10 protein-coding genes are annotated in these 16,513 nt (G+C 63.6%); 6 read left to right on the forward strand and 4 right to left on the reverse strand.

Translation table 11 applies throughout. The features are described from left to right. Positions 1 to 81: 81 nt before the first annotated feature. On the reverse strand, positions 82 to 699 hold the full coding sequence (locus LJY25_RS08905) for a hypothetical protein (protein ID WP_227607971.1): 618 nt from the start codon (positions 697 to 699) through the stop codon (positions 82 to 84). Positions 700 to 1,030: 331 nt separating this feature from the next. Here LJY25_RS08905 and LJY25_RS08910 point away from each other — a divergent pair, with 331 nt between their 5' ends. After that, entirely contained in the window at positions 1,031 to 2,767 is a 1,737-nt protein-coding gene (locus LJY25_RS08910; RefSeq protein ID WP_227607972.1) for a T9SS type A sorting domain-containing protein, read from the forward strand. Positions 2,768 to 3,017: 250 nt separating this feature from the next. Here the strand turns inward: LJY25_RS08910 and LJY25_RS08915 are convergent, their stop codons facing one another. After that, a complete protein-coding gene (locus tag LJY25_RS08915) occupies positions 3,018 to 3,515 on the reverse strand; it encodes a hypothetical protein (protein ID WP_227607973.1) in 498 nt (165 codons plus the stop codon). Positions 3,516 to 3,659: 144 nt separating this feature from the next. Here LJY25_RS08915 and LJY25_RS08920 point away from each other — a divergent pair, with 144 nt between their 5' ends. The 5 genes from LJY25_RS08920 to LJY25_RS08940 all read left to right on the forward strand — a co-directional run bounded on the left by LJY25_RS08920 (position 3,660) and on the right by LJY25_RS08940 (position 12,917). Continuing rightward, positions 3,660 to 4,865 carry a tail fiber domain-containing protein gene (locus LJY25_RS08920; RefSeq protein WP_227607974.1) on the forward strand — a complete coding sequence of 402 codons (1,206 nt, stop codon included), beginning with the start codon at positions 3,660 to 3,662 and terminating at the stop codon, positions 4,863 to 4,865. Positions 4,866 to 4,904: 39 nt separating this feature from the next. Continuing rightward, positions 4,905 to 6,416 (forward strand): NHL repeat-containing protein, encoded by a 1,512-nt coding sequence (locus tag LJY25_RS08925; RefSeq protein ID WP_227607975.1) that lies wholly within the window; start codon positions 4,905 to 4,907, stop codon positions 6,414 to 6,416. 276 nt (positions 6,417 to 6,692) lie between these two features. Beyond that, positions 6,693 to 7,874 carry a PAS domain-containing sensor histidine kinase gene (locus LJY25_RS08930; RefSeq protein WP_227607976.1) on the forward strand — a complete coding sequence of 394 codons (1,182 nt, stop codon included), beginning with the start codon at positions 6,693 to 6,695 and terminating at the stop codon, positions 7,872 to 7,874. Positions 7,875 to 8,180: 306 nt separating this feature from the next. Further along, positions 8,181 to 12,626, forward strand: coding sequence for a DUF4394 domain-containing protein (locus tag LJY25_RS08935; protein WP_227607977.1), 4,446 nt, complete (start codon positions 8,181 to 8,183; stop codon positions 12,624 to 12,626). A 78-nt stretch (positions 12,627 to 12,704) separates the two neighbouring features. After that, a complete protein-coding gene (locus LJY25_RS08940; RefSeq protein WP_227607978.1) occupies positions 12,705 to 12,917 on the forward strand; it encodes a PID-CTERM protein-sorting domain-containing protein in 213 nt (70 codons plus the stop codon). A gap of 143 nt (positions 12,918 to 13,060) precedes the next feature. Here LJY25_RS08940 and LJY25_RS08945 read toward each other — a convergent pair whose 3' ends face one another. Then, on the reverse strand, positions 13,061 to 14,500 hold the full coding sequence (locus LJY25_RS08945) for an RtcB family protein (protein ID WP_227607979.1): 1,440 nt from the start codon (positions 14,498 to 14,500) through the stop codon (positions 13,061 to 13,063). A gap of 167 nt (positions 14,501 to 14,667) precedes the next feature. Then, positions 14,668 to 16,068: an RtcB family protein gene (locus tag LJY25_RS08950; protein ID WP_227607980.1), complete on the reverse strand. Its 1,401-nt coding sequence runs from the start codon at positions 16,066 to 16,068 to the stop codon at positions 14,668 to 14,670. Positions 16,069 to 16,513: the final 445 nt, after the last annotated feature.

Raw genomic sequence — 16,513 nt, forward strand, 5'->3', positions numbered from 1 at the left:
ACGGCCAGGCCTACGTGATGCCGGCAGCCAGTGCCGAAACGCGCCGGGCTCCTGCCCTCACTTCCGAGTAGTAGCAGACCGCTACTCGCCCAGCCGGTCCACGTCGGTGAGCTGGCCCTTGTTCAGCATGATCTGCAGGTCGGCCCGGGTCAGGGACATCGGCTCCTTGCTGTACTTGTCCGGGGAGTTCAGGTCATCCAGGGGAGTAGGATCGTTAATCACGTACTCGTTGGCTACCAGATCCAGGGTATTGCCTTTGCAGCTGACCACCTTCAGCAAAGAGTAGTTGCTGGTTGTGTCGCTGGCCCGGACGGTATAGATGTCGCCCACCCGGGGGGCCGCCAGATAGGCGGCATCGTCCTGGTCGTCCCGGGCATTGGCAACCAAACCAATTCCGATCAGCACGGCCAGGATGCCCAGCCCCGACCAGTGCCACAGCGGAGCCGAGGTTTCCTTTTTCAGGGCGGTGGCCGCTCCCGCCAGCGCCGGGGGAAGCTGGTTTGCAAGCCAGGCCTTCTGGCAATGGGTGCACTGCCCCACCACGCTTTTGCCGATGGGAAAGGTAGGAATCCAGTACACGTGCGCATACCGGCAAACCACACTCAGGTGTAGGGAACCGGAAGTAGCACAGCTGGGGCAGGCTACGCCGGGCAAGGGCTCGGTGCGCCGGACGGTGCCGTTGGTGCCAAAGAAAATCATGAGAGCGGGGTATGGGTGGTCAGGGGTGCTCCAAAAGTAGTACGCCCGGCCGTTCTTTTCTACCCCGAAAATCGCCCCAGCAAGATACCGGACCAACCGCCTTCTGTTATTTTCAACCAAAGGGCGGCACCGGCCTGCGCTGGGTGGCCGAAGGCCGGTCAGCCCCTCCCGGCCAGCAGCTTGCTTCAAGCAGCTCAAAACCGGGGAAGTGGAACTCCTGCTGACTACCTTAGCAGCCCTGAGCCTGGTACGCTAACCCGACGAAGGCTACGCACTGTAGCCTGCTTACTGCTTTGCCCATACTTACCCTCCCATTCACTTACCCTTTCCTATGACTCTATCTCTCCCCCGCCTATCCTACCCGCTCCGGCTACGGGCCGCCGGCCTGCTGTTCCTGCTGCTCGCGCTGCTGGCTAGCCCTGGCGCCCAGGCCCAGACCTCCCCTGCCTGGCAGCGGGTGGTGGCGGCGGGCCAGGGCACCGGCTTCACCCGGGTGCTGGCCATTGCCGCCGACCCGGCCGGCAACGTGTACCTCACCGGCACCTTCACCAACACCGTCAGCTTCGGCAGCCACAGCCTCACCAGCAACGGCCAGTACGACCTGTTCGTAGCTAAGTGGAGCAGCGCCACCGCCAGCTTCGCCTGGGCGCAGGGTGCCGGGGGCAGCCGCAGTGATGAGGGCTCGGGCATCAGCGTGAGCGGCGGCAGCGTGTACGTTACCGGCTCATTTATCGGGGCTGTCAGCTTCGGCAGCATCACCCTGCCCAACAACAACGCCCCGGGCTTTAGCGGCGACATCGTAGTGGCCAAGCTCACCGACGCGGGCACCAGCGCCTCGTGGACCTGGGCCCGGCAGGCCGGCGGTATCTACGACGACTTTCCCGGCAACATTGCCGTCAGCGGCTCCAACGTGTACCTCTCCGGCACCAGCCAGCGCCAGGCCACCTTTGGTAGCATCACCGTCAACAACCCCGGGGCCAATGCCTTCGTGGCCAAGCTGGTCGACGCGGGCCCCACTGCCGCCTTCAGCTGGGTGCAGGCTACGGGCTCGCCCGGCTTCACCATGGAACCAGCCCCGGCCCTGGCCGTGGCCGGCCCGAACGTGTACGTGGCCGGGTCCTTTCGTGCCCCCACCATGAATTTCGGCGCTATTACCCTCACCAACCAGTCCGACCCCGGCAGCCCTGACCTGTACCTGGCCAAGATCACCGACGCAGGCACCACCGCCGGCTTTACCTGGGCCCACAGCGTGGGCGGACCCGACTATGACGAAGCCATTGCCCTGGCGGTAAATGGCCCGAGCGTGTACCTGACCGGCTATTTCCGCAGCCCCACGGTCCGGTTCGGCTCCGTGCTGCTTACCAATGCCATAGCCAATACTTCGCCCGATATATTCGTCGCCAAGCTTACGGATGCCGGCAGTGCTTCAACCTGGACCTGGGCCCAGCGGGCCGGGGGCACCGACATCGAGCAGGTCACGGACATTGCCGTCAGCGGCAGCAGCGTGTACATCACCGGCAACTTCCGCAGCCTCTCTTCTCCCTTCGGGGCTACTACCCTCACCAACATCGGTGCCGATGGCGGAGCCGATATCTTCGTGGCCCGTCTGACCGATGCCGGCGCCACCGGCAGCTTTACCTGGGCCCAGGAAGCCGGCAGCACGCTCCCCGACGAAGGCGAGGCCCTGGCCGTCAGTGGCAGCACCGTATATGTGGGCGGACAAGCCAACGGGGCCTCCCGGTTCGGTACCCAGACCATGCCCACGGCGGCAAACACCTACGGCGGCTTTCTGGCATCCTTTACCGACAATGTGCTGGCTTCAGCGCAACCCACCCGCCCCGCCACCCTGGGCCTCTACCCCAATCCCGCTACTCACCTTGTTTCCGTGCCCGCTCTGCCCATCGGCACCCGCGTGCAGCTGCTCGACGCGCTGGGCCGCGTAGCCCGGGAAACGACGGTATCGGCCGCGGCTGCAGTATCGGTACGGGGTTTAGCCCCTGGCCTTTACACCCTGCGCGCCACCGATGCCCAGGGCCTCGCCTACGCCGGGAAACTGGTAGTGGAGTAAAAGCAACGAATCAAACCAACACGGCCGCCCCGGAATCCGGGGCGGCCGTGTTGGTTTGTATTTTCCCGAGGAGGCTCGTTCGGAGTAGAGTAAGGGTAGGTTCGATGGAGCTATATCCAAAACGCCCCTGTCAGCCGATGCCAACAGGGGCGTGAACTAGTACAAAACCAAGCTGACCCCTACAGCACCTGCCGATCGATGCGCACGTTGCCGGGCTTGTCAGTGGCCGTGATTGTGATTTTGTCACCATTCAGGCTGGGGTTACTGGCCGTAGCGGTATACGTCCAGTCAAGGCCATTCGCGGCGGGGGTGGCGGAACCTTCCTCCACCAGGAGCCGTCCCCGTTCTCGATGCGCAGCCGTACGCTGGTTACCTTGAAGTCATCGGTAACCCGTACCCGGATCGTGTTGCCAGCCTGACCCTGGTAGTCGCTCAGGTCGATCTGATGAATGTCGGGTGCCTGCATAAAGTCGGCTACGGCAATAGCGTAGGCGCTGGCCGAGCTGTCGGGGGTGCGGGCCGCGTCGTACTCGGCTTTGCTGGCTACATCCAGCAGCTGGGCTTTGGCATACAGCGCGGCCATCTGGAACCGCTCCTGATGGGCCAGCTGCCGGGCGGAAGGCGCCTTTTCCGATTCGCGCGGTGCAGCGGCCACGATGGTACGCCCCGTTACCTGCCGGAAGACCAGCGTGCCGCCGATGGTACCGCTCAGGCCCTGGGTGATGATGTTGTTGGATACTCTTGCCATGATACGTAAGCGTTTAATGATTAAAGAATTGAATACCCCGGTAAGCTATTGACCCGCCCTATGTAAGTCAATAGTAATATCTGAAATATTTTCCGGCTTGGGGCAAAACTTTACCTTGCGGGAATTCCCAGCTTCCTCCTTTCCATGAAACACTTCGTCCCGGCCTTTTCCCTGGGCGCTGCCTTCCTCGGCCTGCTGCCCGCCACTGCCTTCGCCCAGACGCCCGACACGCTCATGGCGGGCCGTATCCCCGGTACGCCCACGCCCGTCACCCGCCTGTACCTGGCCAAAAACGGCACGTTCTACCTCGGTGGCGATTACGACAGTGGGGCTACCAACGGCACTCCTGCCAGCGGGGCCGGTACCCGGCTGTTCTGGTATCCGGGTAAAGCCTCGTTCCGCGCCGGATATGTGAACGGCACGCAGTGGGACGACGCTAACATTGGTCTCTACTCAGTAGCAATGGGCAATAGCGCCCGGGCCTTGGGAGACCATTCCTTCGCCGTCGGCAAAGATGTGGCGGCCTCCAACACCGGCAGTATTGCCATGGGCGAGTCTTGTTCTGCCCTTGGTGCCAATTCTGTTGCGCTCGGCTACCATGCCAACACGCGTGGTAATGGGAACGGCTCCCCCCGGCAAGGCTCCTTTGTGTTTGCCGACCGCTCGGTAGTGGACAACAACAGCACCTCTGACTATTCGGATGAGTTCTATGTCGAAACCAACCACGCGGCGATGTGGCGCGTCACCGGCGGGTTCCGGATGGTTACGGGCGGTACCACCAGCTCGACGAACGGCTACCTTCCTACCCGGGGGGTGAGCATCCTGCCGGGTACCACCAGCGCCAGCAACCTTACCACCGACTGGGGCCAGCCCACGGCTTTGATTGCGACCTCCTCCGGCGCCTATCTGCACAACTCCGGTGTCTGGACCAATGTCTCTGACCGCAACAAAAAGCACCGGTTTGAGCCCGTTTTGGGCGAGGACGTGCTGGCTCGCCTGCGCCTCGTGCCACTGACCCGCTGGAGCTACAAGACCGACCCTGCCACCGTGCGCCACATGGGGCCCGTGGCCCAGGACTTTCACAAGGCCTTCGGCCTGGGCTCCGATAGCATTAGCATCGGCACTGTGGATGCCGACGGCGTGGCCCTGGCCGGCGTGCAGGCCCTCGACGCCCGCACCCAAAAGCAGGCCGCCGAGCTGACGTCGCTTAAAGCCGAGAACGAGGCGCTGAAAGCCCGGCTGACGGCCCTGGAGCAGAAACAGTCGCCCAGCACCGCCGGCCTGCCCCTGGCCGCTGCGCTATTGCTGGCCGCTGGCGGGCTGGGCCTGCTGCTGCGCCGGCGCGCGTAGGCACCTATTCCCTGCCGTTTTCTTGCCACCTGCTTTTTTATGCTTCACCGTTCCTTCCTGCTGGCCTTCAGCCTTCTCGGCAGCAGCCTGCTTTGTACCGCCCAGACCCCGGACTTTGGTTGGGTTCAGAAAATGGGCAAGCCGGCTTCCAACGCGATTAGCGACTGGGAAGTCAACTTTAGCCGGGTGGCCGCCGATGGCGCCGGCAACAGCTACGTGCTGGGTCACTACATGCAGGGCATCACCCTGGGGCATATCACCCTGACGGGGGCAGGGAGCGACAATTCTGACCTGAGCTCTTTTCTGGCCAAATACGACCCGGCGGGCAAGGTGCTGTGGGCCCGGAAGCTCGAGAGCACCCTGGCCAAAACCCTGACGGTTGATCAGGCGGGCAATGCCTACGTAGTGGCACCCTACCTGGCGCACGCAACGTTTGGCAGCATTACGCTTACCAGCAACGACACCGAATCGCAGTATCTGGCTCTGGTCCGCTACGATGCGGCCGGCACGGTGCAGTGGGCCCGGAACTTCGGCAAGACTAAGGGCGCCGTAAGTCCGGAGTCGCTGACCCTGGATGCGGCCGGCAACGCCTACCTGACCGGCTCGCTCATTATGGAGGCCTCATTCGGCCCGTTCAGCCTTAAAGCCCCCCCGGCGACGACCGGTAATGAGCCAAACCTGGCTTTCCTGGTCAAGCTCGACCCGGCGGGTACGCCGCTATGGGCCTGGCAGGCCAATGGGCCCGACCAGATCGGGTCCGACGTAGCCCTCGATGCGGCGGGCAATATTTACCTGACCGGCATCTTCTGGGACAAGGTCACCTTTGGTTCGACTACGCTGGTGACCATTCCCAGCCAAACCAATGAATACGCCAATGGCGGCTCCGACGTCTTCCTGGTGAAGTACAGCCCGGCAGGCGCGGTGCAGTGGGCCCGCCAGGCCGGCGGGACGGAGCAGGAAACCGAGCCTACGGTGGCCGTCGATGGCAGCGGGCAGGTGTACCTGGCCGCCAGCTTTGATAGCGATACCCTGACCACCGGCAAAATCCGGCTGCGGCGGAAGGGGGACCACGCCGACTTCTTCCTGGCTAAATACGGAGCCGATGGTACGCCGCAATGGATTCAGCGCGCCGGCAATGACTTCGAGGACAAAAGCGCCGGCGTGGCCGTGGACGGAGCCGGCAACGTTTACCTCGCGGGCAACATCAGCACGTATAGCGAGGTGCCGCCGGTGGATCTGGGCGGAGGGGCTTCAATCCAGTATAACCCTCACGTACCGCACGCCTACGTAGCAAAGTACAGTTCGGCAGGCCAGCGTCTTTGGGTTAAGGAAACCAGCAGCAAGGCACACAATCTGCACCGGACCATGAGCATGGCCCTCAGCCCGAAAGGGGACGTGTTTCTCAGCGGCTACTTCAACGGTACGCTTACCCTCGGAGCCGCCGCCCGGGCTGCGGCCGGTGATACCGGCGCCCTGTTCCTGACCAAACTATCGGGCGCGGGCAAAGCCCCCGTCGCCGGGAAAGCCGCTGCTCCGGCCAGCCGCAAGTAGTGCAGTAGCATCCCTGGAAAGCGTATCCCATAACGGCCGCTCCGGATTTCGGGGCGGCCGTTTTAGTTTGGAAGCCGCGCAAGCTAGAATGCTTGTTCTTACTTACCCCATGCCGGCTGCCTGCCAGGGAGCCGGGCTGCATGGCTACCCGACCCGGCAACATTGTTCCGGAATGTTAGTTGCAAAGGCGATGCTTAGCCGGGAAGACTTACCTTGGCCTGTTCGCCGCTGCCAGCCCGTATGCTTTCGGGTCGGTTGTTGCTTTCTTAGCCCGCTATGCCCGACTCTACGCCCTCTACTACCAACTACCAGACCCTTCACGCCGAGCTGCAGCAGCTGCAGGCCGAAAACGCCAAGCTCCGCTCGGCGGCTGACCCCGACCAAAGCCAGGCGCGGTTCCGGACGGTGTTCGAAAACTCTCCCCTGGGCCAGAAGATTATCGACCCCACGCTGATGATGCGCCAGGTCAACCAGGCGCTGGCGTCCATGCTGGGCTTCGATACCCCGGCCGGGCTGGTAGGCCGCCGCATCCTGGAGTTTGCCCACCCCGACCACGTGGCCGACTGGGACAAGCTGCAGAAGCGGCTGTGGAGCCACCGGGAACCCAGCTTTGTGCTGGAAACCTGTCTGGTGCGGCAGGATGGCTCCTCGTTCTGGTGCCAGGTAACCTCGGTGCTCTTTCCCGATGCGGAAGGTGAGCTGGGCTACACCACCCTGGAAGACATATCGGAGCGCAAGGCACTGGCCATCAAGCACAAGCGTCTCTACGACGCCCAGGAAACGATTCTGCACCTGGCCGCCCACGACCTCAAGAGCCCCCTCAACAACATCGAGCTGCTGGTGGACCTGCTGCGGCGGGACCCCGGGGTGAGCAGCATTGAGCTGGAGCCGGCCCGGGAAGAAGTCTACAAGCTGCTGACGCTTATTGGCAAGGCGTGCACCGAGGCCGGCATGCTGCTGAAGGACGTGCTTTACCTTGGCCAGCTGGAAGCTACCAAGCTGGAAAAGCACCGCACCGACCTGGGCGCCTTCCTGGAAGAACGGCTGCTGGTCTTCCGGGTAGCGGCCCAGGACAAAGGCATTGAGCTGATACTGGACCTGCCGGCGGAAGCCATCTTCGCGAACATCCACGCCGACAAGTTTGGCCGCATTCTCGACAACCTGCTCACCAACGCCATGAACTTTACTCCGGCGGGAGGCCAGATCCGGGTGCATCTCAAGCGGCACGACGGCCTCACCCGGCTGGTGGTTAAGGACACCGGGCTGGGTATTCCGGAGGAGCTGCAGCCCCACGTGTTCGACAAGTTCAGCACGGCCTCCCGGTCGGGACTGTACGGCGACACCACCACCGGGCTGGGACTGTTTATCACCAAGCAGATTGTCGAGCTGCACCAGGGCAAGATCTGGCTGGAAAGCAAGGAGCGGGAAGGCACCACCTTCTTTATCGACCTGGATTAGCGCAGGCACAGGGTCAGCTCCCGTCAGCTTCCGCTCCAAATTCACCCCACACGGCCCTCCGGAACATCCGGGGGGCCGTGTGCTTTATCCGGAACCGCCCAGGCCCCGCGCTGCTTCCGCCGGGACCTTTTACTTCACGGAGGCCCGGCAACCGAACCGGCTTTGCTTTGGTCAGCCCGGCAGGCGGCAGCAAATATTTAATTCACTTTTAACCTGTTCAGGCAAACCGTTTTAACCGCCGGGCGCGTAGGACCTTTTAGACCTTAACCGTACTGCTTCATTGTTCCACCTTTACCCTATCCGAGTATGAGCACACGCTTACTTCCGATTCCGGAGCGCGCAGCCCTATCCCCTTCCCGCGGCCGGTTCCGCCGGCTGGGCGGGGCTTTGCTGCTGTTTGGCCTCTTGCTGAGCGGGCTACCCGCCGCCGCCCAGATTATCTACGGCTTGTCGGGCACCGACCTGACCTCGATTAACGTTGCCAGTCCTACCCAGCGCAGCCGCCGTCCCATTACGGGCATCCGGCCCGGCCAGACCCTGGTGGGCATCGATTTCCGCCCGGCCACCGGCCAGCTTTACGCGCTGGGCTACAACCCGGACTCGACCAAAGTTCTGGTTTACACCCTGGACTTCAGCAGCCCCTCGACGGTAACGGCGAACCGCGTAGGCGGTGGCTTCACATTCAACCTGGGTACGGCAGCGGACCGCATCGGCTTCGACTTCAACCCCACGGTGGACCGCATCCGGGTAGTAAGCACCAACGAGGCCGACCTGCGGCTGAACCCGGTAACCGGGGAGCGGACCAATACGGATGGCGCCATTGCTTTTGCCGGCCCGACGCCCGCTCCGGGCGAAAACCCCTTTATTGCCACGGCTGCCTATACCAACTCGTTTATCGGCGCAACGACTACCACGCTCTACACCATTGACGAGCAGCGGGCCATGCTGTTCCGGCAGGTCCCGCCGAACAACGGCACCCAGGTTTTTGTCGCCAACATCAGCTCGACCCCGCCCGTCAACAGCCCGGGTACGACGACGGATCTGGACATCTACACCAACCCTACCACCCGGGCCCAGAAGGCTTACCTGAACATCAATACGCCGGACCCGGACCGCCCTGGTCAGTTTATCACTTTCCTGTACGCCCTGAACCTGACTAACGGGTCTACCCAGCTGGAAGGCGTTGTTGGTGGTGGCAGCCCGTTTGATCCGCCTACGAATGCCAACCCGGCTCCCGGCGTAACCGACATTGCCGTGCAGATCGTGCGGGCTCCATCCTCGATGGCCGGACAGCTGCTGTACGGGGTGACGGCCAACAACACGCTGATTTCCTTTTACTCGGGTGACCCGGGCAACATTGTATCCGCCGTACCGATTACGGGCATCGCGCCCACCCAGAACCTGGTCGGCACCGACTTCCGCCCCAACACCGGGGAGCTGTTCGGGCTGGGCTACCGCGCCGCCAACGGCGAGTCGCGCCTGTACACCATCAACCTGAGCACTGCCGTGGCTACGCCGCTCGGGGCCACCAACTTTACCCTGGACCTGGGCAGCACCCGGGCGGCCATCAACGGTATCGGCTTCGACTTCAACCCCACCGTGGACCGCATCCGCGTAACGGGCGTTAACACGCGCAACTACCGTCTCAATCCGAACAACCCCAGTGCCGCGCCAGTAGAAGATGGCAACCTGAACTTCGTCGGCGGCACTACCGGCACGCCCACCATCGGTTCGGTGGCCTATACCAACTCGTATGCCGGCAGCACCAGCACCCAGCTCTACGACATCGACGACGCCCGCAACCAGCTGTTTGAGCAAACCGACCCCAACGCCGGTCAGCTGACGGCCCGGGGAGGTACCAACCTGTTTCCGGCAACCGGCCTGGTAAGTGACCTGGACATTTACTTTGACGCCGTTGCGCGGACCAACCGCGCTTTCGCCGTTTCGGGGGCTGACACGGCCCAGGCGTCCACGCTGTACACCGTGGCTTTGGCTAGCGGCACCAGCACCAGCAATGGAGTGGTTGGCCTGGGTATTCCGGTGCGCGACCTGTCCGCCTTTATTGCCCCGCTGACCCAGCCGGCCTTCTCCGGCCGCCTGTTCTACGGCATTGCCGGCTCCAACCTGATTTCGTTTACCTCCGACAACCCCACCAATATCCGAACGGCCGTGAACTTCTCGGGCCTGGCCGCCGGTCAGACGCTGGCGGGCCTGGACTTCCGCCCGCTCGACGGGATGCTGTACGCCTTTGGCTACAACGCTTCCACCAGCACGGGTCAGCTTTACACCGTGAACCTGACTACCGCGGCGCTGACGCCGGTGGGCACCGGGCAGACGTATTCGCTGGGTACAGCCTCGGGGGTCGGCTTTGACTTTAACCCGGCCGCCGACCGGATCCGCATCGTGGGCGCCAACGGCAACAACTACCGGGTCGTGCCGACCACCGGCGCCCTGGCAACGGTGAACGACGGACCGACGGGCCGGGCCTTGTCGGCGGGTGCCTACACCAACAACGACAACAACGCTGCGACCGGCACTATCCTGCTCGGCTACGACCAGGTCACCAACGAGGTCGTTTCGTTTAGTGACCCCAACGCCGGCACCAACTCCCCGCTGGGTAGCTCGGGCATCATCGTGAATCCCGCTACCGGGGTCGACTTCGACATCTACACGGACCTGACCACGCCCGCTACCCCGGTAAATACCGGCTTTGCCACGGCTACTCCCACTACCAGCGACTTCGACTTCCTGTACGATGTGAACCTTACCAACGGCTCCTTCTTCCCCATCGGGCAGATTGGCAACGGAACCAACCTCAGCGGCCTGGCCGCCTTCCTGACCCCGGCCCCGGTTGTAGTCGCCGGCCTCACCTGGACCGGAGCCACCTCCACGGACTGGGGTACGGCTTCTAACTGGAGCCCGATGCAGGTTCCCACCGCCACGGATGACGTGACCATTCCCAACACCACCAACGACCCGGTGGTCAGCAACGCCCAGCAGGCCCGCAACGTGACCCTGGGCAGCGGCGCCACGCTGACGACGGCCAACGGCGGTATGCTCACCGTGAACGGCAGCTTCACCAACAACGGCGGCACAACGCTGGGCTCGGGCACCGGCACCATCGCCTTCAACGGCCCGGCCGCGCAGACCATCAGCGGCACCACCACGTTCTTTATGAACCTGACCGGTGGCCCGTCCGGGTTAACCACCACCGCCCCCATCCAGGTGCAGCGGGTTCTGACTTTGAACGGCAACCTGACTTCCAACGGTAACCTAACGCTGCTGTCCAACGCAACGGGCACGGCTATGGTGGTGAACAACGGCACGGCCGGCATTATCGGCAGCATCACGGTGCAGCGCAACATCACATCGGCCAACACGGGCCTGGGCTACCGCCATTACTCGTCGCCGGTGAAAGGCACTTCGTTTGCTGACCTGGCCACTGCCGGCTTCACGCCGGTTGTGAACCCAGCCTACAACTCGTCGCCCACGCCGGGCACCGAAACGCCTTTCCCGACGGTGTTTGGCTATGACCAGAGTCGCGTGAACACGAGCGGCAACCCTTCGCCCCAGGACTTCGACAAAGGCTTTTTCTCACCAAACAGCCTGAGCGACTCCATGCGGGTCGGCTTTGGCTACACCGTGAACATTCCCGGAACCGAAACGGTCGACTTCGTTGGCTCGCCCAAGAATGGTAACCTTACCCTCAGCGGTCTGTCGCACGGGGGCCAGGCCCGCTCGGGCTACCAGCTGCTCGGTAACCCCTACCCCTCGCCCATCGACTGGGACCTGGTCGGCCGCTCCAACGTGGACGCCGCCGTGTACGTGTTCCGCTCGTCGGGGCCCTACACCGGCACCTATGGCTCCTACGTGGCCAACTCCGGCGGTGTGGGCACCAACGGCGTAACCGATGAACTGCCCGTTGCCCAGGGCTTCTTTGTGCGGGTATCTACCCCGAACAGCAACAACGGCGTCGTGAGCTTTAGCAACGCCGCTCGTCTGACCGCACCCCGCAGCCCCTCGGCGGTATTCCAGCGCGGCGCCTCCGTCAGCAGCCCGCTCGTGCGCCTCGACCTGGCAGACGCTACCGGCCGGGCCGATGACGCGGTAGTTTACTTCGCCGCCGGTGCTACCAGCAGCTTCGACTCTGATTTCGATGCCTACAAGCTGCAAGCCGGCAGCAACCTGCTGCTCGCCAGCGAAGTACCGGGCAATACACTGGCCATCAACGGCCTGCCGGCCCTTACTACCGCCGACGTACTGGTTGCCCTGCGGGTAAGCACGCCCCAGCCCGGCACCTACACGCTGCGCGCTACGGAACTGGCCAACCTGCCGGCCGGCACCTTTGCCTACCTGCGCGACATGCAGACCGGCTCGGTGTCCGACCTGAGCCAGTCGGCGGGCTACAGCTTCCGTACGGTAGCCGGGGCCGCACCCACGGGCCGCTTCACGCTCGTCATCACGCAGCAGCGGATACTGGCGACCACGCCAACCGCCCTGGCCGAGCAGGTGAGCCTGTACCCGAATCCGGCCCGTAGTCAGGTCACGCTATCCCGCTCGGCGGCGCTGGCCCAGCAGATCACGGACGTGACGCTGGTTAACGCGCTGGGGCAGGTAGTACTGCGCCGCACGCTGCCGGCCAACGCCGCTACCACGCAGGTGCTGCAGCTCGGTGGGCTGGCCAAAGGGGTATATACCCTCCGGCTCAACTCGGCCGCCGGGGTAGTTGCCAAACGCCTTGTTGTTGAATAACTCTCAGCTGTTGTAGTAGCTTACGGCTCGCTCTTCACCGAGTGAGCCGTAAGTCTGCTCTGACCTAACCTACTTCCGATGAAAAACCTTTCCACGATTCACCGCACCGTGCTTGCCAGCGTGGTCCTGATGCTAGGAGCCGGGAGCCTGCAGACCGCATCGGCTCAGGACCCGGACTCCGGTGGCCCCACTCCAACTCCCACGGCCGTGCCCATCGACGCCGGGGCTTCCCTGCTGCTGGCCGCCGGCGCTGCCTACGGCCTGAAAAAGCTGCGCGACGCCCGCCGCTAACCCGTATCCCGAACTGAACCAGTCAAAAAGCAAAAAAGCAACGCCCGGAGCTTCTCCGGGCGTTGCTTTTTTATAGTGGGCAGATACCGAAACCGGCAACATAGGTCCGGGAAGTCACGCAGTGAGCTGGTACGGGAGCTATTCTACTCGCCGCCATACTTGCTTTTTCCAACCCCGCCCCCGGCGTCCATCCGCACGATGCGGGGGGTGAACGAGCCCAGCACATCGACCAGGTCCTGCTGGTGGGCCATTACCTGGTGAATATCCTTGTAGGCCATGGGCGCTTCGTCCAGCCCGCCCCCGATCAGCTCGATGCCGTGGTCGCGCAGGTGGCGGCGCACGTCGCCTTCCGACAACTCTTTCTTGGCCTGGGTGCGTGACATTCTGCGGCCGGCCCCGTGCGACGCCGACTGGATGGAATCCCGCTCGCCCCGGCCGCGGACGATAAAGCCGGGCGCCGTCATCGAGCCGGGAATCACGCCCAGTACGCCCTTGCCCGCCGGCGTGGCGCCCTTGCGGTGCACAATGGCTTCGCGGCCATCGGCCAGGGTTTCCTTCCAGGCAAAGTTGTGATGGTTTTCCACCTTCGCCAGGGGCTTCTCGCCCAGGGCCTGGCTGATGCGGCGGTGAATGTCGCGGTGACAGGCCGAGGCATAGTCGCCGGCCAGGTTCATGGCCCGCCAGTATTCCTGGCCTTCCTGGGAGTCGAGGTCGAGCCAGGCCAGGTAGCGCGCCTCGGGCGGCAGCGGGCACTTACTCATGGCAATCTTGGTGTAGTGCTGGGCAATAGCCGCCCCCAGGCCCCGGGAGCCGCTGTGGGAAAGCAGCCCCAGGTACTGACCCACGGGCAGGTTCATATCGTTGTCTTCGGCCGTAATGTCGACCACCCCAAACTCCACGAAGTGGTTGCCGGAGCCCGAGGAGCCGAGCTGGTTGATGGCCGCTTCGCGCTTGCCCCGCACCACCCCGATTTCCTTAAATTCCGGGCGGTCCAGCACCGGGTCATCGGCGGGGTTCTTGAACACTTCCTTGTTGCCGAACCGGGTGTGGTTGTGAATCAGCTTTTTTAGCTCCTGGGTGCGCTGGTCGAGGTAGCGGGCCGGCAGGTCGAATACCGACAGGGCCATCCGGCAGCCAATGTCCATGCCCACGCCGTAGGGAATCACGGCGTTGTCGACGGCCAGCACACCGCCGATGGGCAGACCGTAGCCCTGGTGGGCATCGGGCATCAGCGCCCCGTCGATGGTGATGGGCAGGGTCATGGCCGTGTCCATCTGCTTGCGCGCTCCGTCCTCAATAAAGGCTTCGCCGTAGCGGCGGTAGTCCTTGATGTCGGGGCTGAGCTTGACGTCGCGGCTGGGCTGGGGCACCAGCTCCTGAGCCAGGGGCCGCCACAGCTCGTCGCGCACGTACTTGTAGGGGTCTTCCTTGATCTGCTTGAGCAGGGCCTGGGCGCTGCCTTTGTCGAGCTTGCGCAACTCGCGGTTGTCCAGGATATCCAGCGCAAGGCTGATCTGCTTGTCGTCGGTGAAGCCGAGCTGGCGCAGGTCCTTGCTGTGAAGCTTGTTGGTTGCTTTGGCCATGGTGCGGTAAGAAAGGATGGTGCGGGTTGTAGCGCGGATTAAGCGTCGGGGGTTGCGATAGTTGAGCTTGGCCCGGCATCCGGCCAGCCGCATCCTTTCTGGGGCAGAAACGCAAAACCACCCGCCGGGAGTCCCGGCGGGTGGTTTGGTCGGGTGCGCGAGCATTCTCAGGCCCCGTCCATGCGCACGATTTTGGGCAGGAAGGTGCCGAGCACGTCCACCAGCTCCTGCTGGCTTTGCATCACGGCGTGAATGTCCTTGTAGGCCATGGGCGCCTCGTCGACACCCCCGCCCTGCAGCACGACGCCGTGGTCGAGCAGGTACTGCCGCACTTGCGCTTCGCCCAGCTCGGCCTTGGCCCGGGTGCGCGACATCAGTCGCCCGGCCCCGTGCGAGGCGGAACCCAGGGACTCCGCCACGCCCCGGCCGCGGACGATAAAGCCGGGGGCCGTCATCGAGCCGGGAATCACGCCCAGCACACCCTTGCCGGCCGGCGTCGCGCCCTTGCGGTGAACGATGACCTCCCGGCCATCGGCTAGGCGTTCCTTCCAGGCAAAGTTGTGATGATTCTCCACCTTCGCCAGCGGCCGCTCCCCCAGGGCCTTGGCCAGGCGCTGGTGGATGTGGTGGTGACAGGCCGAGGCGTAGTCGCCGGCCAGGTTCATGGCGGCCCAGTATTCCTGACCCAGCTCCCCATCGAGCGAAAGCCAGGCAAGGTGCTTGGCTTCGGCGGGCAGCTGGCAGTTTTCCATGGCGAGCTTGGTGTAGTGATTCGCTACGCTGGCGCCCAGCCCCCGGGAGCCGCTGTGCGACAAAAGCCCTACGTACTGACCCACCGGCACGCCCAGCTCGTTGGCCGGGTCGGTGATGTCGACCACCCCGAACTCGACGAAGTGGTTGCCCGAGCCGGAGGTGCCGATCTGCTCGGCGGCCGTACCCTGCTTGTTGCGGAGGAAAGGAATGGCCGTGAACTCGTCGCGCTCCAGCACCTCGTGCCCCAGCTTCTTGCCCCGGTCGAAGCCGGTGCGGTTGCCGAACCGGGTGTTGTCGAGCAAAAGCTTCTGCAGCTCCTGCACGCGCTGCGTCATAAACGCAGGCGGCAGCGGGAAGATGGACAAGGCCATCCGACACCCGATGTCGACACCCACGGCGTAGGGAATTACGGCATTGTCGGTGGCCAGCACGCCCCCGATGGGCAGGCCGTAGCCGTGGTGGGCGTCGGGCATCAGGGCCCCGGCTACGGTGACGGGCAGCTTCATGGCCGTTTCCATCTGGTGCACGGCCCCCGGCTCGATGTACTCGGCACCAAAGGTGACGTAGTCCTTACGGGGCACCAGTTCGATGTGGCGGCTGGGCGGGGGCAGCAAAGCCGCCGCGGTATGGCTCCAGTCGAGGTCGGTGAGAAAGTTGTGTGGGTTGTGGAGGAGCAGCCGGAGCAACGCCAGCTGATCGGTTTGTGAAAGGCGCTTAAGGTGCTTGCGCTGCAGTTGGGCTAATGCCAGCCCGATGGCGCGGCCTTCCGGGAAGCCAAGCTCCCGCAAGTCATTGCCGCGTAGTTGTTGAGCCATATGTTGAGGAGTTAGAAGTTGGGAGCTAGAAGTCAGGAGTTGAAAGGAGCAGGCTGGCGGAAGTAGGGCGGTAGTTCTCCTCCGTTTTCAAGGAGGGTTGCCCGCAGGGCGGGGTGGTAAAACCGTCAGAACGATTCTTACTGCCCATAAAATCCTGGCTGAGTATGGAAAGTAGAGTGATGAAATGATAAGAAGAAGCGGTTCGTAAACAGTCGGTTTACTTTCCCAAAAACCGGAGCAACGGGCGGGCCGCAACTGACGGGCCGCAACTGACGGGGTACTCGCGTACGTCCCGACAAGAAGGGTCGAAGCAGCGCGGACCTACGGCATCCGGCGCAGGAAAGCAAGGGGCCCGGGCAACGGGTGAGCAGCTTCGGAATCAAGTGGCAGACGAAGAAATGCTGCTCCACGACACCGGGCCCTTGCGCTACTTCCTGATCGGGCG

This window comes from Hymenobacter translucens, assembly GCF_020685205.1.
Lineage (GTDB): Bacteria > Bacteroidota > Bacteroidia > Cytophagales > Hymenobacteraceae > Hymenobacter > Hymenobacter translucens.